This window comes from Rhizobium sp. Leaf311, assembly GCF_001423445.1.
In the GTDB taxonomy this organism is placed as follows: Bacteria; Pseudomonadota; Alphaproteobacteria; order Rhizobiales; family Rhizobiaceae; genus Agrobacterium.
The window spans coordinates 434589-455193 of sequence record NZ_LMNZ01000004.1; the positions used below are offsets into that span (position 1 = coordinate 434589).

The 20605-nt window shown below is 57.0% G+C and carries 19 protein-coding genes and 1 tRNA gene; 11 read left to right on the forward strand and 9 right to left on the reverse strand.

All coding sequences use genetic code 11. From position 1 onward, the window contains the following. From ASF69_RS23560 to ASF69_RS07805, 3 genes are all read right to left on the reverse strand, one after another. Positions 1–86: transposase (locus ASF69_RS23560; protein WP_244475440.1), on the reverse strand; the 86-nt coding region annotated here is incomplete at its 3' end. Positions 87–444: 358 nt separating this feature from the next. Next, positions 445–2094 (reverse strand): malate dehydrogenase (quinone), encoded by a 1650-nt coding sequence (gene mqo / locus ASF69_RS07800; RefSeq protein ID WP_082469686.1) that lies wholly within the window; start codon positions 2092–2094, stop codon positions 445–447. A 470-nt stretch (positions 2095–2564) separates the two neighbouring features. Further along, entirely contained in the window at positions 2565–2975 is a 411-nt protein-coding gene (locus ASF69_RS07805; RefSeq protein WP_062586734.1) for a hypothetical protein, read from the reverse strand. A gap of 252 nt (positions 2976–3227) precedes the next feature. Here ASF69_RS07805 and ASF69_RS07810 point away from each other — a divergent pair. Continuing rightward, positions 3228–3304, forward strand: a tRNA-Pro gene (locus tag ASF69_RS07810). Between the two features lie 274 nt (positions 3305–3578). Then, positions 3579–4781 (forward strand): glycosyltransferase family 2 protein, encoded by a 1203-nt coding sequence (locus ASF69_RS07815; RefSeq protein WP_162238066.1) that lies wholly within the window; start codon positions 3579–3581, stop codon positions 4779–4781. A 244-nt stretch (positions 4782–5025) separates the two neighbouring features. On the opposite strand, the gene ASF69_RS07820 is transcribed toward ASF69_RS07815, so the two are convergent. Next, on the reverse strand, positions 5026–6573 hold the full coding sequence (locus ASF69_RS07820) for a hypothetical protein (RefSeq protein WP_062586736.1): 1548 nt from the start codon (positions 6571–6573) through the stop codon (positions 5026–5028). Positions 6574–7020: 447 nt separating this feature from the next. Between ASF69_RS07820 and ASF69_RS07830 the strand changes: the two genes are divergently transcribed. From ASF69_RS07830 to ASF69_RS07840, 3 genes are read left to right on the forward strand one after another with little or no spacing between them, the layout of a single operon-like run. After that, positions 7021–7695, forward strand: a complete 675-nt coding sequence (locus ASF69_RS07830) for an HAD family phosphatase (protein WP_062586738.1) — start codon at positions 7021–7023, stop codon at positions 7693–7695. Next, positions 7671–8336, forward strand: coding sequence for an NTP transferase domain-containing protein (locus tag ASF69_RS07835; RefSeq protein ID WP_062586739.1), 666 nt, complete (start codon positions 7671–7673; stop codon positions 8334–8336). Before ASF69_RS07830 ends, ASF69_RS07835 begins: the two co-directional genes overlap by 25 nt. Positions 8337–8379: 43 nt before the next feature. After that, the gene (locus ASF69_RS07840; RefSeq protein WP_062586740.1) at positions 8380–9114 is read left to right on the forward strand and encodes a class I SAM-dependent methyltransferase; all 735 of its coding nucleotides are present in this window, start codon (positions 8380–8382) and stop codon (positions 9112–9114) included. Between the two features lie 78 nt (positions 9115–9192). Here the strand turns inward: ASF69_RS07840 and cysN are convergent, their stop codons facing one another. Genes cysN through ASF69_RS07855 form a run of 3 tightly spaced genes read right to left on the reverse strand, consistent with a single transcriptional unit; the run spans position 9193 to position 12418 of the window. Continuing rightward, positions 9193–10665 carry a sulfate adenylyltransferase subunit CysN gene (gene cysN, locus ASF69_RS07845; protein ID WP_062586741.1) on the reverse strand — a complete coding sequence of 491 codons (1473 nt, stop codon included), beginning with the start codon at positions 10663–10665 and terminating at the stop codon, positions 9193–9195. Next, complete coding sequence (gene cysD / locus ASF69_RS07850) at positions 10665–11618, reverse strand: sulfate adenylyltransferase subunit CysD (protein WP_062586742.1); 954 nt, start codon at positions 11616–11618, stop codon at positions 10665–10667. Before cysD ends, cysN begins: the two co-directional genes overlap by 1 nt. Positions 11619–11653: 35 nt before the next feature. Then, a complete protein-coding gene (locus tag ASF69_RS07855; protein WP_062586743.1) occupies positions 11654–12418 on the reverse strand; it encodes a phosphoadenylyl-sulfate reductase in 765 nt (254 codons plus the stop codon). A gap of 223 nt (positions 12419–12641) precedes the next feature. Here ASF69_RS07855 and ASF69_RS07860 point away from each other — a divergent pair, with 223 nt between their 5' ends. The 6 genes from ASF69_RS07860 (at position 12642) to ASF69_RS07885 (ending at position 17556) form a co-directional block, all read left to right on the forward strand. Continuing rightward, a complete protein-coding gene (locus ASF69_RS07860) occupies positions 12642–13082 on the forward strand; it encodes an Rrf2 family transcriptional regulator (RefSeq protein WP_062586744.1) in 441 nt (146 codons plus the stop codon). A 255-nt stretch (positions 13083–13337) separates the two neighbouring features. After that, a complete protein-coding gene (locus ASF69_RS07865) occupies positions 13338–14363 on the forward strand; it encodes a sulfate ABC transporter substrate-binding protein (RefSeq protein ID WP_062586745.1) in 1026 nt (341 codons plus the stop codon). Between the two features lie 134 nt (positions 14364–14497). Beyond that, positions 14498–15355, forward strand: a complete 858-nt coding sequence (gene cysT, locus ASF69_RS07870; protein ID WP_062586746.1) for a sulfate ABC transporter permease subunit CysT — start codon at positions 14498–14500, stop codon at positions 15353–15355. Then, positions 15348–16220 carry a sulfate ABC transporter permease subunit CysW gene (cysW, locus tag ASF69_RS07875; RefSeq protein WP_062586747.1) on the forward strand — a complete coding sequence of 291 codons (873 nt, stop codon included), beginning with the start codon at positions 15348–15350 and terminating at the stop codon, positions 16218–16220. Before cysT ends, cysW begins: the two co-directional genes overlap by 8 nt. Positions 16221–16231: 11 nt before the next feature. After that, positions 16232–17269: a sulfate/molybdate ABC transporter ATP-binding protein gene (locus ASF69_RS07880; RefSeq protein WP_062586748.1), complete on the forward strand. Its 1038-nt coding sequence runs from the start codon at positions 16232–16234 to the stop codon at positions 17267–17269. Between the two features lie 41 nt (positions 17270–17310). After that, the gene (locus ASF69_RS07885) at positions 17311–17556 is read left to right on the forward strand and encodes a hypothetical protein (protein ID WP_062586749.1); all 246 of its coding nucleotides are present in this window, start codon (positions 17311–17313) and stop codon (positions 17554–17556) included. Here the strand turns inward: ASF69_RS07885 and ASF69_RS07890 are convergent. After that, positions 17551–18564 carry an NAD(P)H-quinone oxidoreductase gene (locus ASF69_RS07890; protein WP_062586750.1) on the reverse strand — a complete coding sequence of 338 codons (1014 nt, stop codon included), beginning with the start codon at positions 18562–18564 and terminating at the stop codon, positions 17551–17553. The two genes, ASF69_RS07885 and ASF69_RS07890, sit on opposite strands and share 6 nt — an antisense overlap. A 123-nt stretch (positions 18565–18687) precedes the next feature. Continuing rightward, positions 18688–20490, reverse strand: a complete 1803-nt coding sequence (locus ASF69_RS07895) for an EAL domain-containing protein (protein WP_062586751.1) — start codon at positions 20488–20490, stop codon at positions 18688–18690. Positions 20491–20605 lie beyond the last annotated feature (115 nt).

A 20605-nucleotide genomic window follows, 5' to 3' on the forward strand; every position in this document is an offset into this window, starting at 1 on the left:
CGGCAGAGCTCCAAGACCGGCATATCTGCCTCAAGCTCCTTCAATATCCCGATGATCTGCTCGTCTGTGAAACGGTTGCGCTTAATTCTCTGGTCCTATCAATGGGCAAGAGCTTACTTCAAAATGGATTAGTTCAACGGGGAAGGTCAGTGATTTCGAATTGCTTCGTGAAGGCAGCGTGTTTCGAAGTTTGCCAGATAGAAGGAACTGTTGACTTGGTCACTTCAGTTTTCCCTGCTCGAATTCGGAAGAAACAAAGCCGCGATCGCGGCGGTCACGGATGAGAATGATAGCTCACGAGTCATTTTTGCCATCCGTCAACAACGGATGCAAGCAGAGATTGCGGATTGTAAGTATTGGCAAAACGAAAAAGGCACGCCCGTAGGCGTGCCCTCGTATTGCGAAATTTTCGACAGGCCGTGATTCCCGCAGGAAAAACGCGCGTTACAGCGCCATGTCTGGACGCTTGACGCCGGATTCGTTTGTCGCGCCCGGAGCTGCTTTGATCGCCGCCATGTCGATCTGCGGCGGTGTCGGCAGTTGCAGGTGTTCGCTGGTATAGGTCCATTCCTGCATGACCTTCTCCGGGTCGGCGTTCAGCTTTGTGCCATAGCTTGGAACGATCTGGCGGATCTTGGTCTGCCATTCGGGGGTGGCAACCTTTTCGGCAAAGACCTTTTCCAGAACCTGCAGCATGATGGGAGCGGCGGTAGAGGCGCCTGGGGAGGCGCCGAGCAGGGCTGCGATGCTGCCGTCCCTGGCGCTGACGATTTCCGTGCCGAGTTTGAGAACGCCGCCCTTGTCCTTGTCGCGCTTGATGATCTGCACACGCTGGCCGGCCTGCCACAGGCGCCATTCGCCCTGCTTGGCACCGGGGAAGTATTCCTGCAGCGCTGCAAAGCGATCGTCGTCGGATAGCATCAGCTGGCCCGCAAGATATTCTACCAGCGGATACTCATCCATGCCCACGCTCATCATTGGCCATGCATTGCTCATGGTCGTTGAGGTCAGGAGGTCGAAATAGGAGCCTTCCTTCAGGAACTTCGTAGAGAAGGTCGCAAAAGGTCCAAACAGGATGACGCGCTTGCCGCCGATGACGCGTGTGTCGAGGTGCGGGACGGACATTGGCGGAGAGCCGACGGACGCCTTGCCGTAAGCCTTGGCCAGATGAAGCATCGTTACATCGGGGTTTTCATTGACGAGGAAGGAGCCGCCAACCGGGAAACCGGCGTAATCGTCACCTTCCGGAATGCCGGACATCTGAAGCAGATGCAGCGCTCCGCCACCGGCACCCACGAAGACGAACTTGGCATCGACCGTGTGGCTGCTGCCATCCTTCGAATTGCTGTAGCTTACGCGCCATGTGCCGTCGTCGTTGCGTTCAATGCCATCCACTTCGCTTGAAACCTGCAGATTGAAGTTCTGCTGGCTTTTCAGATGCGCGACGAACTGGCGTGTGATCTCGCCAAATTCCATATCTGTGCCGAGCGGAGACCAGGTCGCGCCGATTTTCTGGGACGGGTCACGGCCCTCCATCATCAGCGGAACCCATTTTTTGATCTCTTCCGGATCGCTGGAATATTGCATTCCGGCAAAGAGCGGGCTGGCCTTCAACGCCTCATAACGCTTCTCCAGATAGGAGATGTTCTCATCACCCCAGACGAAGCTCATGTGAGGCGTGTGGTTGATGAAGGAACGCGGGTTTTTCAAGACGCCGTTGCGAACCTGCCAGGCCCAGAACTGGCGCGAAATCTGGAAGGATTCGTTGATTTCGATTGCCTTGGAAATATCAATGCCGCCATTGGCGGTTTCCGGCGTGTAGTTGAGTTCTGCAAGTGCAGAATGGCCTGTCCCGGCATTGTTCCAGCCATTCGAGCTTTCCATCGCCACTGCGTCCAGACGCTCGAGCATTTCAATCGACCAGGTGGGCTCCAGCTCATGCAGCCAAACACCGAGTGTCGCGCTCATGATGCCGCCGCCGATGAGGAGAACGTCCACTTTCTTGGTTGTGCCCTGTGCCAGCGCTGGCGCACCCGGAACCGCCGCAGCGACGAGACCCGCCAACGCCGTACCCAGCACCTGTCGGCGGTTCATCGTGAGGCTGTCCTGCGAAAATCCGGTGGTAAGGCCGTTGCCCTGTTCTACTTTGGTCACGTCTTTTCCTAACGCTTGATGATCTTCAATTTGTGCGGCGCAATAACGCAATCAAATCGGTAAGACAACTCTCGGCAGGTGTCGCTTGGAGCTCAGAAATAGAGACCACGGCAGCGATACGAGAGGGACCCTGGCTAAAGTCGCGTGCCGGCAATGAATGGGGGTTGAGATTTTTCCCTTATTTTCCGGGGACCTAAAGGCATTCCTCACCTGCCGCAGGGCGGCGTCAAGCTTAGCCAAGTATAAAATGCATTTCTAATATACAAAGACATGCAATCAGCGCATAACAGATCTGCGCATGGGAATCTGGGACGAAAGTGACATCCAACGACGTTGAGCAGGGTCAGTTCCGACATAAAAAAACCGCCGAAGTAAACTCCGGCGGGCACTGAAACTGTGGTACTCAGATATTACTCGGCAGCGAGGAATTCCGCGCAATAGCTCGGGCCGTTGACGCCGGGGCGGTCGGACACGGTACGGATCGAGCGGATCTTGTAGTCGCCGCCAACAACCAGCTGCACCGTGCAGGAGAGGTAGGATGTGCGTGCCGGAGAAATCTGGCGACCGCGTTTGCCGTCCTTGCCTTCTTCGAACTTGGCAGGAACCTTTGCCGTCTTGTAGCCGCCGCGCCAGTTGTATGTGGTCGTATCGCCGGTATCGACATCACTCAAGGGTGGACCGAACTTTGCGAAGAATACGCCTGCGGACTGTCCAACCCAACGTGTTTCCACGGCACTCTTGGGAGAGAGTGAAGGGGCGGTGGTTGTGCAGGCGGACAGGGCAATTGCCAGACCTGCCAGTGTTACGCTGCGAAAACGCATGTCGAATAATCCTTGTTGGGCCGTTTCCGGTGTGTTGTGGGAGATGACGTTCCCCTAGCAGATTTATCGAGAAGCGGGAGTGGCAGCGGCCACGAGATTGAAGTTTTTTTGCCACAATTGCTTTTTTGTAACGATTTTTCGCAGGCGTCGAAGGGGCGGGAGCCGCAGTTTGCAAAAGAAAATCCGTCACAAAAATTTCATCGCCATGCTTGTCGAGAAAACGGTGCTGGTTTATAGAAGCGCCGCTGGTCACGGAGTGTAGCGCAGTCTGGTAGCGCACGTCGTTCGGGACGACGGGGTCGGAGGTTCGAATCCTCTCACTCCGACCACCTTTCCTTAGATATTGCTGTTTGTTCTTGCGGTGGCGCAGAGACCTCGGGTCGTGCGTAAGCTTCGCAAAAGCCGGGCTCTATATCGCTTTGCCATAGTCTGTCGGGCTGTTTGTTCGTGAGGGGAGCAGCGCTGGCGGGTAGCAAGAGACTTAGCCCTGCGTCTGTCCTCGGGCTTGAGAATTGACTGTCGGCGAGGGGCAAGTTCTGCTGTCGTTTCAGAGACAATTCTTCACACGGGGCAATGCCGGAGCGTCATTCACAGGCGGTTGCAATGTCCAATTCAGAAGTTCTTCTATCCATTTGTGTGCCGACCTATAACAGGCAGTTCCTGCTTGAGCGGAATGTCAATTTCCATCTTGAGTGGTTTCGCAAGATGGGCATGTCTTTTGAAATCGTCATTGTCGATGACTGCTCTACAGACGGTACTGCCGATTACATAGCAACACTCGCCGATGTTCCCGAGGTAAGCCCCTACAGACGCACCAGGAATTCCGGCTTTGTCAGCAACTATGCCTTCGCAATGCGCCGGGCGCGTGGTCGCTATGCCGTATTCCTGGGCGATGACGACCTGCTGATCCCGGAAAAGGTCAGGGAATATGTCGGCATCATGGAAGCGGAACCCGGCATCGGCATGGTGCAGGCGCCGTGGCTGCTGGTCGATGCAAGAGGCGGTCAGCGCGATCTGGGACCGTTTTATCGGATTCCGGGACCAACGCGGCAATCGAGGGGCGATTTTTCCTCATTCCTCAATTTCGTCTTCAATCACCATGTGTTTCCCGAGTTTCTGATCGTTCGCCGCGACGTCCTGGCAAGATCCATATCGAGTGCAACGCCCTTCATCTTCTGGGCCTATCTTTACACGGTGCGGGCGCTCGACAAGGCCGATGTCCTGTTCATGCCGGAGCCCTTCGCTCGCGTCACCGCCATTTCTGACGATCCCAGAATGCAGCAGGGCAACAATGAATGCATGTTCCAGTGGGATACCTACCGCGGCGGTATCGAATACCTCGCCGCACAGATGTGGAAGAACAAGATACCCTCGACCCATGAGCGTGATGAGTTCTTCCGCCGGCTCGTTGAGTTCATGATGGTGCGACAGGGCGTTGCCTTGCGGCTGCATATCGAGGCGCGCAACTGGCCAGAAGCCTATATCCTCTACAACAGGATGGCAGCCTATCAGACAGTGCCGCTGGCGGGCACGTCAATCGGCACGTTGCAGAAACTCGCCGGGCTGGTGGTGGCGGCAAAAGAGGCCGCAGCTTTCAGCGATCTGCCGATAATCCTCGATCCTGCCGTCGGCAACGATATCGTGGAACTGCTGCCGGTGGCAGTCAAGGAGCGCATCACGCGCGACATTCCCACCTATGACGATGGGCCTCGTGCCTGGCTTCGGCTGGATCCGCGCTTCGGGGAACCTCTCAGACGGACCGATGCTGCATTCGATCTGCCGACCTATCTCGATCAATTCATTTGAGCGAGTTTGAAGCCTCCCTCCCGCCGGATGGAGGCTTTACTTCTTCAAGACATAGATAAACGACGAGTCTACCCAGCGGCCGGCACATGGTGCTGTTGCCCACTCTGCTGAGCGCAAAAGCAAGTTACTCTCTTCAAGAACCGTTCAGACAACGAAAAACCCTCTACAGACATAGGCGAAATCTTCGCTTCGTCTGGAGAGGGTTATTTTATGCTGGCTTGCTGCTTTTTGACGGTCGATCGACCTAGACTTTAAAGCCGCCGGCAATGGCGTCGAGCACGATTTCCGTTGAAGGACGTTCGTTGGGAAGGAGCTTTTCCAGCAGGCGGGCGCGTTCTTCACCCTGCTGCCACGGCTTGCCGTTGGCGTAGGCCATAACGGCAGCTTCGATCTGCGGCATGGTGGTAACATGTTCAGCGCAGGCGGATGCAAGCTCTCCCAAGGCGTTGAAGGGAACGCGACGCTGGGAATCGATGAAGACCAGGGGCTTGTTGAAGAGCTGGTACTCGGTCAGGAACGAGATGCCGTCCGTCAACATCAGGTCGGACGCATCGAAAAGCTCTCCGTACTGTCCGTCAACAATTGTGCAGTTGGGCAGGCTTTCCCATCGTGTCCTGAAGTCGTTGATATCGGCCTGGGAAATCAGACCCATTTTGACGACAAGCGCAAAAAGCGCCGGGTGAGGCTTCAGCACGAATTCGATGCGGGGCGAGCGTTGGGCCCAGCTCAGCATGTCCCGGTAGATGCGATGGAACACGCCGAATGCAAGCCAGTCGCTGCCAACGGAATGGTGCGGCGCCCAGATGACGCGAAAGGCTTTCTCGCCGTCATTCTTTATCGGCCACGAACCCCTGCCAATGAAGCTCGCGAGCCTCTCATGCTTCGGGTAGCCGGAGAGAACGAATTTGTTGGGATCCGAGTGCTGGAAGCTTCGAAAGTAGGATTGCGTCTGTTCCGTCTCGCAAAAGACCCGCCATGCCGATCTGTGATAGGGCTGATCGAAGGCCATAGGAGATATCTCGTTGCTGGGTTCAGAATGGCTGAATTTCGCAACAATGGAGACGCCGTAGGTGATCGCGCAAAGCCGTGCAAAGCCGAGCTCCGGGGTGCGGAAGGCAGGAGGGTAATCTCTGTCCCAATGCGACTGACGGAAGATGACGTCGGGCATCAGCGCGCGCAGCACATCCAGCCCCTCAAACGAATTGGGCATGCCCAGGCGAAGATGGGGAACGCCGAGATTTGTCAGCGACTCGCTGATGGAACTCTCGCCGCCGCAAACATTGTCGCCGGGGAAGACCCTGTCGATGCTGATGACGATCGGATCGAAACGATCATCCTTCTGCATGGCATGGAAAATGTCGATCTGTGCATCCCACGCCTCGATCAGATGAACGAGGAAGACGCAGCGGATCTTGCCCGATGTCGTCGGCATCTTGCGGATGCCGGTATGGACGATCTGCCGCAACTGCGCGAAATTGTTGGCCGCACTGGCTTCATTCGACCGGGCGAGGTTTTTGACGCTCTCGACCAGGTTGTTTGCGAACGTGTTGTTAGAGGATGAAAGGTCTCTGACGTTTCTGGCAATATCCTGCGATGCTTCATGTAGTTTCTGGGCGGTCGTCTGTTGCAGGCCGATGGTGTCCTCGCGGAAGCGAGCAAGGAAATTGACCAGTTCCAGCATGATTTCATCCTGGATTTGCTGCCTTTGCGCCAGCGAAGACAGGTCGGCGATGACCTGGTCGAGCTTTGCGTTGACGGAGGCCGGAGATGCGCCGTTCGTTGTCGAATCCATTGTAAAACTCTCACCCAATTTTCTGAAGCTATCTCAGGGTTTGCTTGCGCCGACCTGTACTGCGCATCCTCAAGGGTGGGGGCGGCAGGAACCATTGCGTGTCCCCGCGCGTTAACTAGCCACATAATAGAGGAGAGATATGATGTTGAAAGCTGTGGTATTGTGGGCGATGGGCGTGCCCCTGGTTGTAGTCGCGCTGCTGTGGATGTTCTTCTTCTAGAAACATCGCAGAACTTGAAATTCTGAAAAAAGCGTCGGTTCCAGCCGGCGCTTTTTCTTTGTGGGCAGTCTGGTCAGGCTGAGGAAAGGTTATGTTCCTAGTGATGAATTCACATCTGTTTTGATGCTCTGAAGCACATTTCCGGATTGCGCGTGCCTGTCGGGCGCGACTTTGGAGGGCGCCTTGCAGCATTGGGACGAGCGGTATTCGTACATGAAGGTTGTTATATGTATCGCCAAGCGACCCACGCCCAGACATTGACCTTTCAGCGCAGTCCGGCTCTCCTCAAGGGAGAGGAAATCCAGACCGCTTTCGCATTCGACCTCGACGGAACCATTACCCGCGCAGAGCTTCTTCCGATGATTGCTTCGGAGTTGGGTCTGGAGGCCGAGATGCGGCTTTTGACCGAGCTGACAATGGCTGGCGTCATTCCCTTTGAAGATTCGTTTCGTCTGCGTTTCGCCATTTTGCGCAGCGCCGGGATTGATCGCATTCGGTCGATTGTTTCGCAGGTCGAGTTTGATCCCGATATCGAAGCCTTCATTCGCGAGAATGTAGAGCGGTGCTTTGTGGTGACCGGCAATCTGGATCTCTGGGTTCAGCCGCTGATGGAGCGCCTCAAGTGCCAGTTCTACACGTCCACCGCAATTACGGACGCAGATGGCCGCATCACGGGCCTCGATACCGTCATGCGGAAAAACGTTGCCGGGCTTGAGTTGAAGGAGCGCTTTGACAGGCTCGTATCCATCGGCGATGGCTTCAACGACATCCCAATCTTCGATGTCGCAGATATCGGCATCGCCTTTGCAGGACTTCATAGCGCCCCTGACGCGCTGATTTCAGTTTCAAACTACGTTGCGCTGGATGGGAAATCTTTATGTCGCCTGTTAAACACGCTGTAATCGCAGCCGCCGGACTCGGCTCCCGGCTTGGCCATGGCAAGCCAAAATGCCTTGTCGAGATCGAGGGGGTGAAGATCCTTCGCCACCTTCTGTCTCTCTTGAGCGATGTGGAAGATGTGCGAGTCGTTGTTGGCTTCGAGGAAAAGGAAGTCATCAACGAAATCCGGAAAATTCGCTCTGATGTCATGGTCGTGCGCAACCCCGGCTTTCGGGCAACGACGACATTGCACAGCTATGAGCTCGGCGCGCGCCATATCAAGGGTGACTGCCTATTCATGGATGGCGACATGCTGATCGAAGAGGCAAGCTTCAAGGCGTTTCTGGCGTCCTGCAAGCCGAATACGCCGCGTCTGGCCATTACCAAGACCAAGACGCGCGATGCCGTGTTCACCACCATCGAAAACGGCATTGCGACCAGTTTCCGCCGCGACGACCCGACAGAATATGAGTGGGCAAACATTTCCTGGTTGCCGAACGCCTTCTTCTCGGACATCGGCAATACGGCCGTCTACGAACAGCTGCGCCAGTTCCTGCCCATGGAGACGCAGGAATTGATCGCCTATGAAATCGATAGCGAACAGGATCTGTCGCTGGCCAAAGAAAACCTCCACCTTTTCAGTCTGAGTGCTCTCGCAAGCTAGAGACGCCTGGGGCAGGAATGGTGGAGCAGGAGAGAGTCCGCATATGAGCAGAATCTACGATACGAAAGAAACAATCGACGGAAAGCAGGTCCAGACCTTCTTCAATTCGCGTGCAAAGAAGGAAGCAAATGCGGTTGATGCCGTCATGCTGCAGTCTGCGGGTTCGACACTGGCAACGGATCGCGACAAGTTCGAGCGGGAAAACCTGCTGCCAAGGCTCGATAAGCCAGCAAAGGTCGTGGAACTGGGATGCGGCGCTGGCCGTCTGGCGCCATTTTACGGCGCAGCTGGCCATCAATATCTCGGCCTCGACTTCTCGGACGAATTGATCGCGCGTGCGAATGCAGAGGCGATGGCCAGTGGCTCGATCCATTTTCAGGTTGCTGAAGTCCCCTATGTCAAAGTGGAAGAGCTGAAGCTCGAACCGCCATTCGACATGCTGGTCGTGACGGGGCTGATGATTTACCTCAACGATGAAGCGGTGCTGGATTCGTTCAAGCTGCTTGCAAAACTGGCAGCTCCGAAAGCCAAGATCTATGTCCGCGAATCTCTTTCCGACATGGACATTCGCCTGACCCTGAAAGAGCATTTCTCAGACGAGCTGGATGACGTCTACAACGCCATCTACAGAACGACTGCAGAATTGAAGGCCGTCATGGATGACACTCTCATTGCGGATGGCTTCCGTTACGAAGTCTGTGGCGAATATGCTTTCCCGCCCGCCCTGCGCAATCGCACCGAAACAACGCAACGCTATTTCACGCTGACACGTGATTAAGTCTGGACTGACCTCCGGAACGTAAAAGGCCGCCGATCATGATCGGCGGCCTTTTTCATTTAAACACTGTGAAGGTTCTCAATCCAGCTCGTCAAAAACACGAGACGCGGTGGCGCTGCTGGTCCGGCGGATGTCGATCTCGTCGCGGCGGCTGGAGAACTGCTCGCTGGCCAGAAGTGCTTCCGCCAGATCGGCAGGCAGAGACATGATCACGCGCTCGCCCTGCGATATCTTGCCGGTATCGCTGCGTTTTCCAAGGATCATGCCGCCCGCGACCGTGTTGTTGGTATCGGGGTCGATCAGGATGAAGGAGCCGGTCGAGCGGTTCTGGTCGTAGGGGTCGAAGATCGCCGTTTCATCGAAGGACAGGCGCACCTTGCCGATGGCGTTCATGGACAAGGTTTCGGCATGGGGCAACCATTGGCCGTTCTTCAGGTCAAGCTGTGTTGTCGGCTGCACTGTCACACGCTGGCGGCGGCTGCCGCTTTTCAGCCAGTAGCGCTTGCCGGGCTCGATACCGCCGGGCTGTAGCGCCACGATCTGCGCATCGAAGGCATGTCCGGTCTGCGGCTGGGCATCGATGGAAACGATCATGTCACCGCGCGATACGTCCACCTGCCGGTCCAGAACGAGCGTCACGGCATCGCCTGCGACGGCTGCATTGCGAACCAGGTCGAAGGTGACGATCTGCTTTACATTCGCCACCATGCCCGATGGCAGGATGACAACGGAATCGCCTGGTTTTACGGCGCCACCGGCAACCGTGCCCTGATAGCCGCGAAAGCTTTCGCCGGGGCGCGATACACGCTGCACCGGAAGGCGGAAGCCGCCGGTCTGGGTGGTGCGAACGGTGGCAAGCTCCAGCGTTTCTGCCAGCGTCGGGCCTTCATACCACGGCATGGATGTCTTGCCGGACAGCACGACATTCTCGCCCTTCAGCGCAGACATGGGAATAGCGGTGATCTGCTTGATGCCAAGCGACAGCGCAAATTCGCGGAACTCATGGGCAATCAGCTCGAACCCCGCCTTGTCGTAGTCGGTCAGGTCGATCTTGTTGACGGCCAGCACGAACTGGCGGATGCCCATCAGGGCCGCAATCGTCGCGTGGCGGCGGGTCTGTTCCAGAATGCCGGTACGAGCATCGACCAGAAGCACGGCGAGATCTGCCGTCGATGCGCCCGTTGCCATGTTGCGGGTATATTGCTCATGGCCGGGTGTGTCGGCCACGATGAAGGCACGCTTGTCGGTGGCAAAGTAACGATAGGCCACATCAATGGTGATACCCTGTTCGCGCTCGGCCTGCAGGCCATCCAGCAGCAGGGCGAAATCCGGCAGGCCCAGATCGTTCTGCTTGCCACTGTCGCGGTGCAGCGTGGCGGCCTGATCTTCCTTGACGGCCTTCGTATCCCATAACAGGCGGCCGATGAGCGTCGATTTGCCGTCATCGACGCTGCCGCAGGTGATGAGACGCAAGGGGCGTGCGTCTTTCACGGCCTTTGCAGGTTCAACGAATGGCAGAATTGTTGCAGATTGTGCGGCGTTCTGGCTCATCAGAAATAGCCCTCGCGTTTTTTCTTTTCCATGGAGCCCGACTGGTCGCGGTCGATTGCGCGGCCCTGACGCTCGGAGACGGTTGCGATCTCCAACTCGGAAATCACTTCGTCCAGCGTCGTCGCATGAGAGTTGATGGCGCCGGTCAGCGGGAAACAGCCAAGCGTGCGGAAACGGATCATGCCGCGCTGCACGACTTCGCCAGGCTGCAGTTCCAGACGCTCGTCTTCGGCAAGAATCATCATGCCATCGCGTTCCACATAGGGACGTTCCGCGGCGTAGTAGAGCGGCACGAGCGGAATGTTTTCCGCCTGGATGTAACGCCAGATATCGACCTCAGTCCAGTTGGACAGGGGGAAGGCGCGCACGCTCTCGCCCTGACGGACCATGCCGTTATAGATATTCCACAGTTCCGGACGCTGGTTGCGCGGGTCCCATTTGTGGTCGGGCGTGCGGAAGGAATAGATGCGTTCCTTCGCACGGCTGGCTTCCTCATCACGGCGCGCACCGCCGAAGGCGGCGTCGAATTTGCCGGCATCCAGTGCCTGGCGAAGCGCTTCCGTCTTCATGATATCGGTATAGAGCGCAGAGCCGTGGCTGAACGGCGTGACATTTTCCTCAGCACCGCGCGGGTTGGTGTGGGAGATCAGGTCGAGATCATATTCCCTGACGATATTGTCACGAAACTCGATCATCTCCTTGAATTTCCAGCCCGTGTTGACGTGCAGAAGCGGGAAGGGGATGCGGCCGGGGAAAAATGCCTTGCGCGCCAGGTGCAGCAGCACGGACGAGTCCTTGCCGATGGAATAGAGCATTACCGGTCGCTCGAACTCGGCGGCGACTTCACGGAAAATGTGGATGGCTTCGTTTTCGAGGGCCTTCAGGTGCGGGTCAAGTGGCTGCTTGGGTGAGGCGACACTTTTGCCTTCCGTCTCCGGAACTGCATTGGACATTGTAAACTCCGGCAATGTACTGATTTCTATGATCGTTATGATGCGGTGGGTATTATCGAGGCTTGCGCTGCCTCGGCCACATGCAGGCCGCATTCGCGCTTCTCGTCATTTTCCCACCACCACCGGCCGGCGCGTTCAGGCTCGCCGGGCTTGATGGCGCGCGTACACGGCTCACAGCCGATGGAGGGGTAGCCACGCGCATGAAGAGGGTTGATGGGGATATTCTCCGCTGCGACCTGGGCATTGATAAGACCAATGTCCCAGTCGGCCAGCGGGTTGATCTTGATGAGATTGCGCTCGGCGTCAAACTCGGCAAAGGGCGTTGTTGCACGGTTGCCGGACTGGCCACGGCGAAGGCCGGTGACCCAGAAGCTTGCACCTTCGAGCGCCTTGGCCAGCGGCACCAGCTTGCGCACGTGACAGCAGGCATGGCGGGCCTCGACGCTGTCATAGAAGCCGTTCAACCCGTACTTGGCCGCAAAGGCGTCGATATCGTCCTGCTGCGGGTAAAACCGCCGGATCGTGAGATTGTATCTCTCTTCGGTCTCGTCGATGAGCTTGACCGTCTCTGCAAACAGGCGGCCCGTTTCCAGTGTGGCGATGTCAATTGGCAATCGGTGCGTGCCGATTGCTGCGGTGATGACCTGATCCTCAATACCAAGACTGGTGGTAAACACCGCGCGCCCGCCAAGTCCCGCGATAAAGGCGAGCCGCTGCGCCAGGTCGAGACCGGCAAGTGTATCGTCCAGAGAAGAGACTTCCTGGCTGGAAAAGCTATGCGCAGATGTATTGATGGTCATTTCATCGTATCCGAACTCTACTGTTACGGATAATCCCTGAAATCCGGGTTTTTTGACAGGAATGGCTATGCTTCTGCATGGCCTTGCTGAGCAAATATCTCTCTTGCGCGCTCCTTAGGCGCAAAAGACTCCCAATCGCTCAAGCCCGGTTCAGATTTACACTGGTAAAAGAATGTCATTCGTAGAAAAACACAACCAGCTTATCCCGTTTCGGTAATTCAGAATGATTTCCCAGAAGGCAAAATATGCGCTGCGCGCCCTCATCGCATTGGCGAGAGCTGATGAGGGCTGTCCTGTCCAGATTTCCGACATTGCGCGCAGTCAGGTCATTCCCAAGAAATTCCTGGAGCAGATATTGCTGGAGCTGAAACGGGACGGGCTGGTGGCCAGTCGTCGCGGCAAGCAGGGCGGGTATCTGCTGCGCCGTTCGTCCAGCGATATCTCATTTGGAGAGGTGCTACGGCTCATCGATGGGCCAGTGGCGCCGCTGCCATGCCTTTCAAAGACGGCCTATAAGCGCTGCGAGGATTGCGATGGCGAAACCGGGTGCGAGATCCGCCACGTTTTTGCACGGGTAGCGGATGCCACGCGCAATATCCTGTTCAATACGACCATTGCAGACGCAATCAGCGGCACCGACGTTGCGGAACTGCTGACGGCGTGAGGCCGCAACCCACTTCCCGGCACTCAAAGTCATCACGCATCCGGCGATTTGCGCCGATATTGGTAAAAATCCCGAACTGGTTTTGCGTGAAGCCGATGTTTTGAACGGTGCTTGTTGCGCGTTTCGAAGTTGCCGCGCTGTGTTTGTTGCCGCCGAAGACAAGACAAGGGAAACACTTTTGCGATCGTCATTGGCCTGATTGACCAACTCTACTGATCCGGTAGTGTTAAGGGCAAGACATCCAGGAGGGTTAACATGTCGAAACTTCTTTCCAGCCTCAGCGCCGTGGCGCTCACCCTGTCCATTACGCTCGGCGCTGCCGGGACGGCATGGGCAGATACCAAGCTGCTCAATGTTTCCTATGATCCGACCCGCGAACTCTACAAGGACTTCAACGCAGCCTTCGCCAAAAATTGGAAGGCCGACACGGGTGAAGACGTTTCCGTACAGCAGTCGCATGGCGGCTCCGGCAAGCAGGCCCGTTCCGTTATCGATGGTCTGGAAGCCGATGTGGTCACACTGGCGCTTCAGAGCGATATCGACGCCATCGTCAAGAACGGCGGCAAGATCAAGGAAGACTGGCGCAGCCGCCTGCCGCACAATTCCTCTCCCTACACGTCCACCATCGTCTTCCTGGTCCGCAAGGGAAACCCGAAGGGCATCCACAACTGGGGTGACCTTGTGAAGGGCGATATCCAGATCGTAACGCCGAACCCGAAAACATCAGGCGGCGCGCGCTGGAACTATCTGGCCGCCTGGGCCTGGGCCAATGAGGAATACAAGGGCGATCAGGACAAGATAAAGGCCTATGTCGGTGAACTCTACAAGCGGGCTCCGGTGCTCGATACCGGCGCGCGCGGCTCCACCGTTACCTTCGCTCAGCGCCAGATCGGCGACGTCTTGCTGGCCTGGGAGAACGAGGCCTATCTGGCTGGCGAGGAATTCGGCAAGGACGAATTCGATATTGTCGTTCCGCCGATCTCCATCCTCGCAGAACCACCCGTTGCCGTGGTTGACGCCAATGTCGATGCCAAGGGCACCCGCAAGGTTGCCGAAGCCTATCTTCAGTATCTCTATTCTGACGAAGGCCAGAACATCGCCGCCAAGCACTTCTACCGTCCGTCAAACCCGTCTGTTGTTTCCAAGGATCTCCTGAAGCAACTGCCTGACATCAAGCTCGTCACCATCGACGATCCGCAGTTTGGCGGATGGGCCAAGGCACAGCCTGAACATTTTGGTGACGGCGGTATCTTCGACCAGATTTACAAGCCCGCAAAGTAAGCGGATGATGCAAAACGCCGAACAGGCCCACACCAGGGCTTTGTTCGGACCGGATACAAGATCGACCGGCCGCAAGCCGGTCGAAGACGCATCAGAGGGCGGCTGACGATGGCCCCCATTTTACCGGAGCCTTGATGAGCAGTACCCCATCGCCAGCGAAATGGAAGTGGCGTCAATCGAGCGTGTTGCCTGGTTTCGGCCTCACGCTCGGCTATACCATCACCTATCTTTTTCTCATTATTCTCATCCCCCTGGCCGGTCTGGTCTGGTCCACCGCCAAGCTTGGCTTTTCGGACTTTCTTGCCATCGCAACCGATAGCCGAACCTTGAACGCGCTGCGCATCAGCTTCAGCACGGCCTTCGTCGCAGCCTTCGTCAACGCCGTCTTCGGTGTGCTGATTGCCTGGGTGCTGGTGCGTTATCGCTTTCCCGGGCGCCGCTTCGTGGATGCCATTGTCGATTTGCCTTTCGCGCTTCCCACCGCCGTTGCCGGCATTGCGCTCACCGCGCTTTACTCCAATCGCGGTTGGGTCGGGCAGCTGTTCGAACCCTTCGGCATCAAGATTGCCTTTACCCCTTCCGGCATTGTCATTGCGCTGATCTTCATCGGACTGCCCTTTGTGGTTCGCACGGTGCAGCCTGTCATGGAAGAGATCGACCGTCAGGTGGAAGAGGTGGCTGCAACGCTGGGCGCCAACCGTTTCCAGACCATCACCCGCATTCTTCTGCCGGGGCTGGTTCCAGCCATCCTCACCGGCTTTGCGCTGGCCTTCGCCCGTGGCGTCGGGGAATATGGTTCGGTCATCTTCATTGCCGGCAATATTCCCTATGTCTCGGAAATCGCCCCGCTGCTGATCGTCATCCGGTTGGAGGAATTCAATTATGCAGCCGCAACCGGCATCGCCACGATCATGCTGATCATTTCCTTCGCCATGCTGTTCGTCATCAATCTCATTCAGGCCTGGAGCCGCAAGAGGTACGGTTATGCCTGATCACGCGCCCGCCACTCCCTCCCGCCCGTTCCGGGATCCTGCCAGCGAAACGCTGCCTGCAAAGCTGGTGCTGGTCGGTATCGCCTTCCTGTTTCTTGCGCTGTTCCTCGTCCTGCCGCTGGTGGCGGTTTTCGTGGAAGCCTTCCGCAAGGGCTTCGAGTCCTTCTGGGAAGCCATTGTCGAGCAGGATGCGCTATCGGCCATTCGCCTCACACTTCTTGTTGCGGCCATCGCCGTGCCGCTCAACCTCGTCTTCGGTGTTGCCGCGGCCTGGTGCATTGCGAAGTTCGAATTCAAGGGCAAGGCATTTCTGATCACCCTGATCGACCTGCCTTTCTCCATCTCACCCGTCATTTCCGGCCTGGTCTATGTCATCCTGTTTTCCTCCCACAGCGTGCTCGGCCCCTGGCTGAAAAGTTACGGCATCGAAATCCTCTTTGCCGTTCCCGGCATTGTGCTCGCCACCATCTTCGTGACCTTCCCCTTCGTTGCGCGCGAACTCATTCCGCTCATGCAGGATCAGGGAACGGGCGATGAGGAAGCCGCCATTTCGCTCGGTGCATCCGGCTGGCAAACCTTCTGGTTCGTCACGCTGCCCAATATCAAGTGGGGTCTGCTCTACGGTGTGTTGCTCTGCAACGCCCGCGCCATGGGGGAATTCGGTGCCGTTTCCGTCGTGTCGGGCCATATCAGGGGCGAAACCAACACCATGCCGCTGCATGTCGAGATACTCTATAATGAGTATAATATCGGTGCGGCCTTTGCGGTGGCGACCCTGCTTGCCGGGTTGGCGCTCGTTACCCTCGTCTTGAAAACAATTCTTGAAATACGCTTTGGCGCGGGCAACGCTGCCGGCAAGCATTGAAGGGCATTTTTATGGAAGTCAAAGTTTCCGGCATTACAAAGCAGTTCGACCGTTTTCCCGCCTTGAACGACGTGTCGCTCAACATCCGTTCCGGCGAGTTGATTGCGCTGCTGGGCCCATCCGGCTCCGGCAAGACCACGCTGCTGCGCCTCATCGCCGGTCTTGAACAGCCCACGCAGGGGCAGATCTTTTTTGGCGATGAAGACGCATCTCATCGTTCCGTGCAGGAGCGCAATGTCGGCTTCGTGTTCCAGCATTACGCGCTTTTTCGCCATATGACGGTGGCTGAAAATATCGGCTTCGGTCTGAAAGTGCGCCCTTCAGCCACCCGCCCGCCCAAGGCGGAAATCCGCAAGCGCGTCTCCGAGCTTCTCGATATGGTGCATCTGCAGGGTCTGGAAAAACGTTACCCCAACCAGTTGTCGGGTGGCCAGCGTCAGCGCGTTGCGCTCGCGCGTGCGGTTGCCATCGAGCCCCGGGTGCTGCTGCTGGATGAGCCATTCGGTGCGCTGGATGCCAAAGTGCGCAAGGAACTGCGCCGCTGGTTGCGCGAGTTTCATGACCGCACCGGCCATACCACCGTCTTCGTCACGCATGATCAGGAAGAAGCACTGGAGCTGGCCGACCGCGTGGTGGTCATGAGCCAGGGCAAGATCGAGCAGGTCGGCACGGCCGATGACGTCTATGACACGCCCAACTCACCCTTCGTTTTTTCCTTCATCGGTGAGTCGTCAAACCTGCCTGTAACGATCCGTGATGGTCACGTGCTGTTTCAGGGCGAGAGCATTGGCATCAGGGAGGCCAATGATGGCGGGGGCGACCTTTTCTTCCGCCCGGAGGATGTGGTGCTGACCAGCGACCGCGATGCGCTCTACGGCAAGGTTACCACCTGTCGCCGCCTTGCCGGAACGAGGATTGCCGAGATCGATATCGCCAATGACGGGCACGAGCCCTACCATCTGGAAATCGAGGTGCCACTCGATGCGTCCGTATCCGTCGGAAACGAACTGCGCTTCCGACCCACGCGCTGGAAAATATTTCGCGCATAACAAGCGGAAATAGGAAAAGGGCCGCTTTTGGCGGCCCTTCCATGAGTTTGGTCGTTGTTTCAGACCGAAAACGCAATCAACGTTTTCAAGGGAAGGCGGATCAGGCCGAGGGCTGCCTCGTCAAAATCAAATCCTTTCCATTGCCTGCTACGAAGACCGAAATCTCATTAGACATTGGATCACCTTCCTTTCACTACGTTGAACATAAGAAGAAGGTAATACGATTCGCTGCGATTGCAAGGGGCGAAATCGGGCCTTTTGCAACGCCTGCTGAACAGCCTTTATGAAACCTTCATGACGATCTTGCCGATATGGCTGCTGCTTTCCATCAGCCTGTGACCCTCGGCTACATCATCAAAGGCAATCACATCGTGGATGACGGGTGCAATCTTTCCGGCTTCCAGAAGCGGCCAGACTTCCGCCACCAGCTCGTCGCGGATCGCTCTCTTCTCGTCTGCGGTGCGTGGGCGCATGGTAGAGCCGGTCACAGTCAGCCGCTTGACCATGATTGGCCGCAGATCGACATTCTCAGCCACATTGCCGCCCAGAAACGCGATCATCGACAGACAGCCATCCTTTGCGAGCGCAGAGAGGTTCTTTGCAAAGTAGGAGGCACCTATCATGTCGAGGATGACGTCCACGCCTTTGCCATCCGTTTCAGCCTTGATGACCTCAAGGAAATCCTCTTCCCGGTAGTTGATCGCCCGCTTGACGCCCAGCTTTTCGCAGGCCTGGCATTTTTCCGCAGAACCGGCAGTGGCGTAAACCTCGGCACCAAAGGCTGTCGCCAGCTGGATGGCCGTCGTGCCGATGCCGCTGGTTCCGCCATGGATCAGCACGCTTTCACCTTCGGTCAATCCGGCCATCTGGAAGAGATTTGCCCAGACCGTGAAGAATGTCTCCGGCACGGCTGCAGCCTTGACGGCATCGTAGCCCTTGGGGAAGGGAAGGGCCTGGCCCGCAGGCACGACGCAATATTCCGCATAGCCGCCGCCATTGGCCAGTGCACAGACGTGATCGCCGACCGCAAATTCACTGACGCCATCGCCAAGGGCCACAACCTCTCCGGCAATCTCCAGTCCCAGAACAGGGCTTGCGTCTTTCGGCGGCGGATAGGCACCCTGTCTTTGGGCAACATCGGGCCGGTTGATGCCAGCGGCTTGTACCTTCACCAGAATTTCGCCCGCGCGTGGCGTCGGGAGGGGACCAGTCGCAAACACCATCACGTCGGGTTCGCCAAAACTTGGCAGGTCAACAAATCGCATCGTCGTGGGCAGTGTCATGGAGGCCTCCATTGCTTTCAATGGCGGAAACCTATGCGAGAAGCGACCGGGATGGAAGCGTGCGTTTGCGCCATGGCACCGCGTCTTAAAGCCGCGCGCTGGCAATCGGGCGAGCGAGACGACGCAGGCACCGCATCAGGACCGGTCTCCGAAAGTGCGGATGATGAACCCGTTTTCGCTCTCCTTGGCCGCCTTTTTGACGGTCGCGATCTCGCTACCGATTCGCTCGGGATTGCCGAGAATAAGTCCCTTGGAAAGCTCCAGAACGCCGATCGAGCAGCGTAACAGGGCAAACTCCCGCTCATTGCCGAAACGGTCATAGCCGGTGATCTGGCCTGCGGCACGGTCTTCGTCAGAATAGAGCTGCACCACATCGTCGTGGAAATCGCTCAGCAAGCGTTCCAGGATTTCGGTGACCTCTTCCTTGTCCCAGTCACGCACGCCGATGAAGAAATCGTCGCCGCCGATGTGGCCGAGGAAGCAGTCGCCTGAGAAGAAATAACGCTTCATCAGCGCAGAAAACAGCGTGATGGCGTGGTCGCCAATGTGGAAGCCGTATTTGTCGTTGAAGGGTTTGAAGTTGTCGAAGTCGCAGTAGCAGAAGAAACGGTTGTCGTCGCTGTCGCGGCAACTGTCCTCGATGAAGCTGCTGATGGCGCGGTTGCCGGGCAGCGCCGTCAGCGGGTTCTGTTCCTGCGCCAGCTTCAGCTGCTTCTCGTTCATGACCTTGATGAGGGATGCTGCCGAAACGACGCCGATATAGCGCATGTTCTCCGTCAGAATGACGCAGGCGCTGCCAGCCGTATTGGCAAAGACGCTCATCAACTGTTCTGCATCCGCATCCAGCCCCACAATCGGCGCGCCATCCACGAAGTGCGAGATCGTGCGCTCATAGACCTTGTTCTTGAGCAGGTCGCGACCGAAGGGCTGGTAGATATATTCCTTCAGATGATGTTCGTTGATGACGCCGCGCGGCTCGCCATTGGCATTGAGAACCGGGAAAAAGGCCTGGGCCGGATTGCGGCGAAACAGTTCGAAGACGCTGTCGATCGTGTCGTTCTCAAAAACCGTCGGCAGCCGCTCGATTTGCCGTCGAATGAGGATTTCGTCCAGTTTCTGGCTGCTGCGGCGGGTTTCACCCAGATGCTGCAGATGCGGAAAAGCGCTCTGCAACTCGCTGACGAAAGTGGTAGGGCGGGAGATGAACCAGCCCTGCACCAGATCGACGCCATGTTCGCGGCAGGCCAGAAATTCCTGCTCTGTCTCGATGCCCTCGGCAATGACCCGGACGCCGAGGACATGCGCGATGTTGACGATGTTCTTGACGAGGTGACGCTTTCTGGGATTGCGATCGACTCCATCGATGAAGTAGCGGTCGATCTTGAGATAGTCGACGGGGAAATCGCAAAGCAGCTTCATCTCGCCATGACCAACCCCGAAATCATCGATAGCCAGCTTGAAGCCTTCCTTGCGCATCCGTGCAATCAGTGCACTGAACTCCGGCACGCTGGTATTGTCAAACCGCTCGGAAAGCTCGAAACAGATGGAGGAGGGCGGAATGGACGCCTTGCCCAAATGCTCCAGAAGCGTGTCCAGAATGGCATTGCCGTGGGGAATGAGACGGACGTCGAGATTGAGAAACAGCGTCGCGGATGAGAATTCCGGCAGCGTCGAGAATTTCGCCAGCGCGCGCCCGGCCAGCATCTGCTCGACAGCCACCAGCTGTCCGTCCGTTTCGATATGGTCAAGCAGGTCCAGAGGGCTGGAAAAACCAATGCGGTCGAAGCCGCGCATCAGCGACTCATAGCCAAAGACGGTGCCCGTGGATGCTTCGACGATCGGTTGGAAGGCTGTTTCCAGGACGAGCTTCGCCATGGAAGCGATCTGCCCACTGGCAAATCGCCTGATAATATCGGGGTCGATCGCCGTCGACTGCATGAATTTTCTCCACGGTCGCGTCCTTTTTGGGGATTTTATGGACGCTTTTTATGGAGAAGGTGGTCGAAACTTCTCAACAAATACTTTCTCGTTGATGAAGCTTTTTTGAATTTTT

Bases quoted from the DNA above. Each gene is read 5' to 3' on its own strand.
- ASF69_RS07840 (WP_062586740.1), top strand. From the start codon at position 8,380: ATGAGCAGAATCTACGATACGAAAGAAACAATCGACGGAAAGCAGGTC.
- ASF69_RS07865 (WP_062586745.1), top strand. From the start codon at position 13,338: ATGTCGAAACTTCTTTCCAGCCTCAGCGCCGTGGCGCTCACCCTGTCC.
- ASF69_RS07830 (WP_062586738.1), top strand. From the start codon at position 7,021: ATGTATCGCCAAGCGACCCACGCCCAGACATTGACCTTTCAGCGCAGT.
- ASF69_RS07885 (WP_062586749.1), top strand. From the start codon at position 17,311: ATGAGTTTGGTCGTTGTTTCAGACCGAAAACGCAATCAACGTTTTCAA.
- ASF69_RS07820 (WP_062586736.1), bottom strand. From the start codon at position 6,573: ATGGATTCGACAACGAACGGCGCATCTCCGGCCTCCGTCAACGCAAAG.
- cysW (WP_062586747.1), top strand. From the start codon at position 15,348: ATGCCTGATCACGCGCCCGCCACTCCCTCCCGCCCGTTCCGGGATCCT.
- ASF69_RS07805 (WP_062586734.1), bottom strand. From the start codon at position 2,975: ATGCGTTTTCGCAGCGTAACACTGGCAGGTCTGGCAATTGCCCTGTCC.
- ASF69_RS07835 (WP_062586739.1), top strand. From the start codon at position 7,671: ATGTCGCCTGTTAAACACGCTGTAATCGCAGCCGCCGGACTCGGCTCC.
- ASF69_RS07895 (WP_062586751.1), bottom strand. From the start codon at position 20,490: ATGCAGTCGACGGCGATCGACCCCGATATTATCAGGCGATTTGCCAGT.
- ASF69_RS07890 (WP_062586750.1), bottom strand. From the start codon at position 18,564: ATGGAGGCCTCCATGACACTGCCCACGACGATGCGATTTGTTGACCTG.
- cysT (WP_062586746.1), top strand. From the start codon at position 14,498: ATGAGCAGTACCCCATCGCCAGCGAAATGGAAGTGGCGTCAATCGAGC.
- cysN (WP_062586741.1), bottom strand. From the start codon at position 10,665: ATGAGCCAGAACGCCGCACAATCTGCAACAATTCTGCCATTCGTTGAA.
- ASF69_RS07860 (WP_062586744.1), top strand. From the start codon at position 12,642: ATGATTTCCCAGAAGGCAAAATATGCGCTGCGCGCCCTCATCGCATTG.
- ASF69_RS07815 (WP_162238066.1), top strand. From the start codon at position 3,579: ATGTCCAATTCAGAAGTTCTTCTATCCATTTGTGTGCCGACCTATAAC.
- ASF69_RS07855 (WP_062586743.1), bottom strand. From the start codon at position 12,418: ATGACCATCAATACATCTGCGCATAGCTTTTCCAGCCAGGAAGTCTCT.
- cysD (WP_062586742.1), bottom strand. From the start codon at position 11,618: ATGTCCAATGCAGTTCCGGAGACGGAAGGCAAAAGTGTCGCCTCACCC.
- ASF69_RS07880 (WP_062586748.1), top strand. From the start codon at position 16,232: ATGGAAGTCAAAGTTTCCGGCATTACAAAGCAGTTCGACCGTTTTCCC.
- mqo (WP_082469686.1), bottom strand. From the start codon at position 2,094: ATGAACCGCCGACAGGTGCTGGGTACGGCGTTGGCGGGTCTCGTCGCT.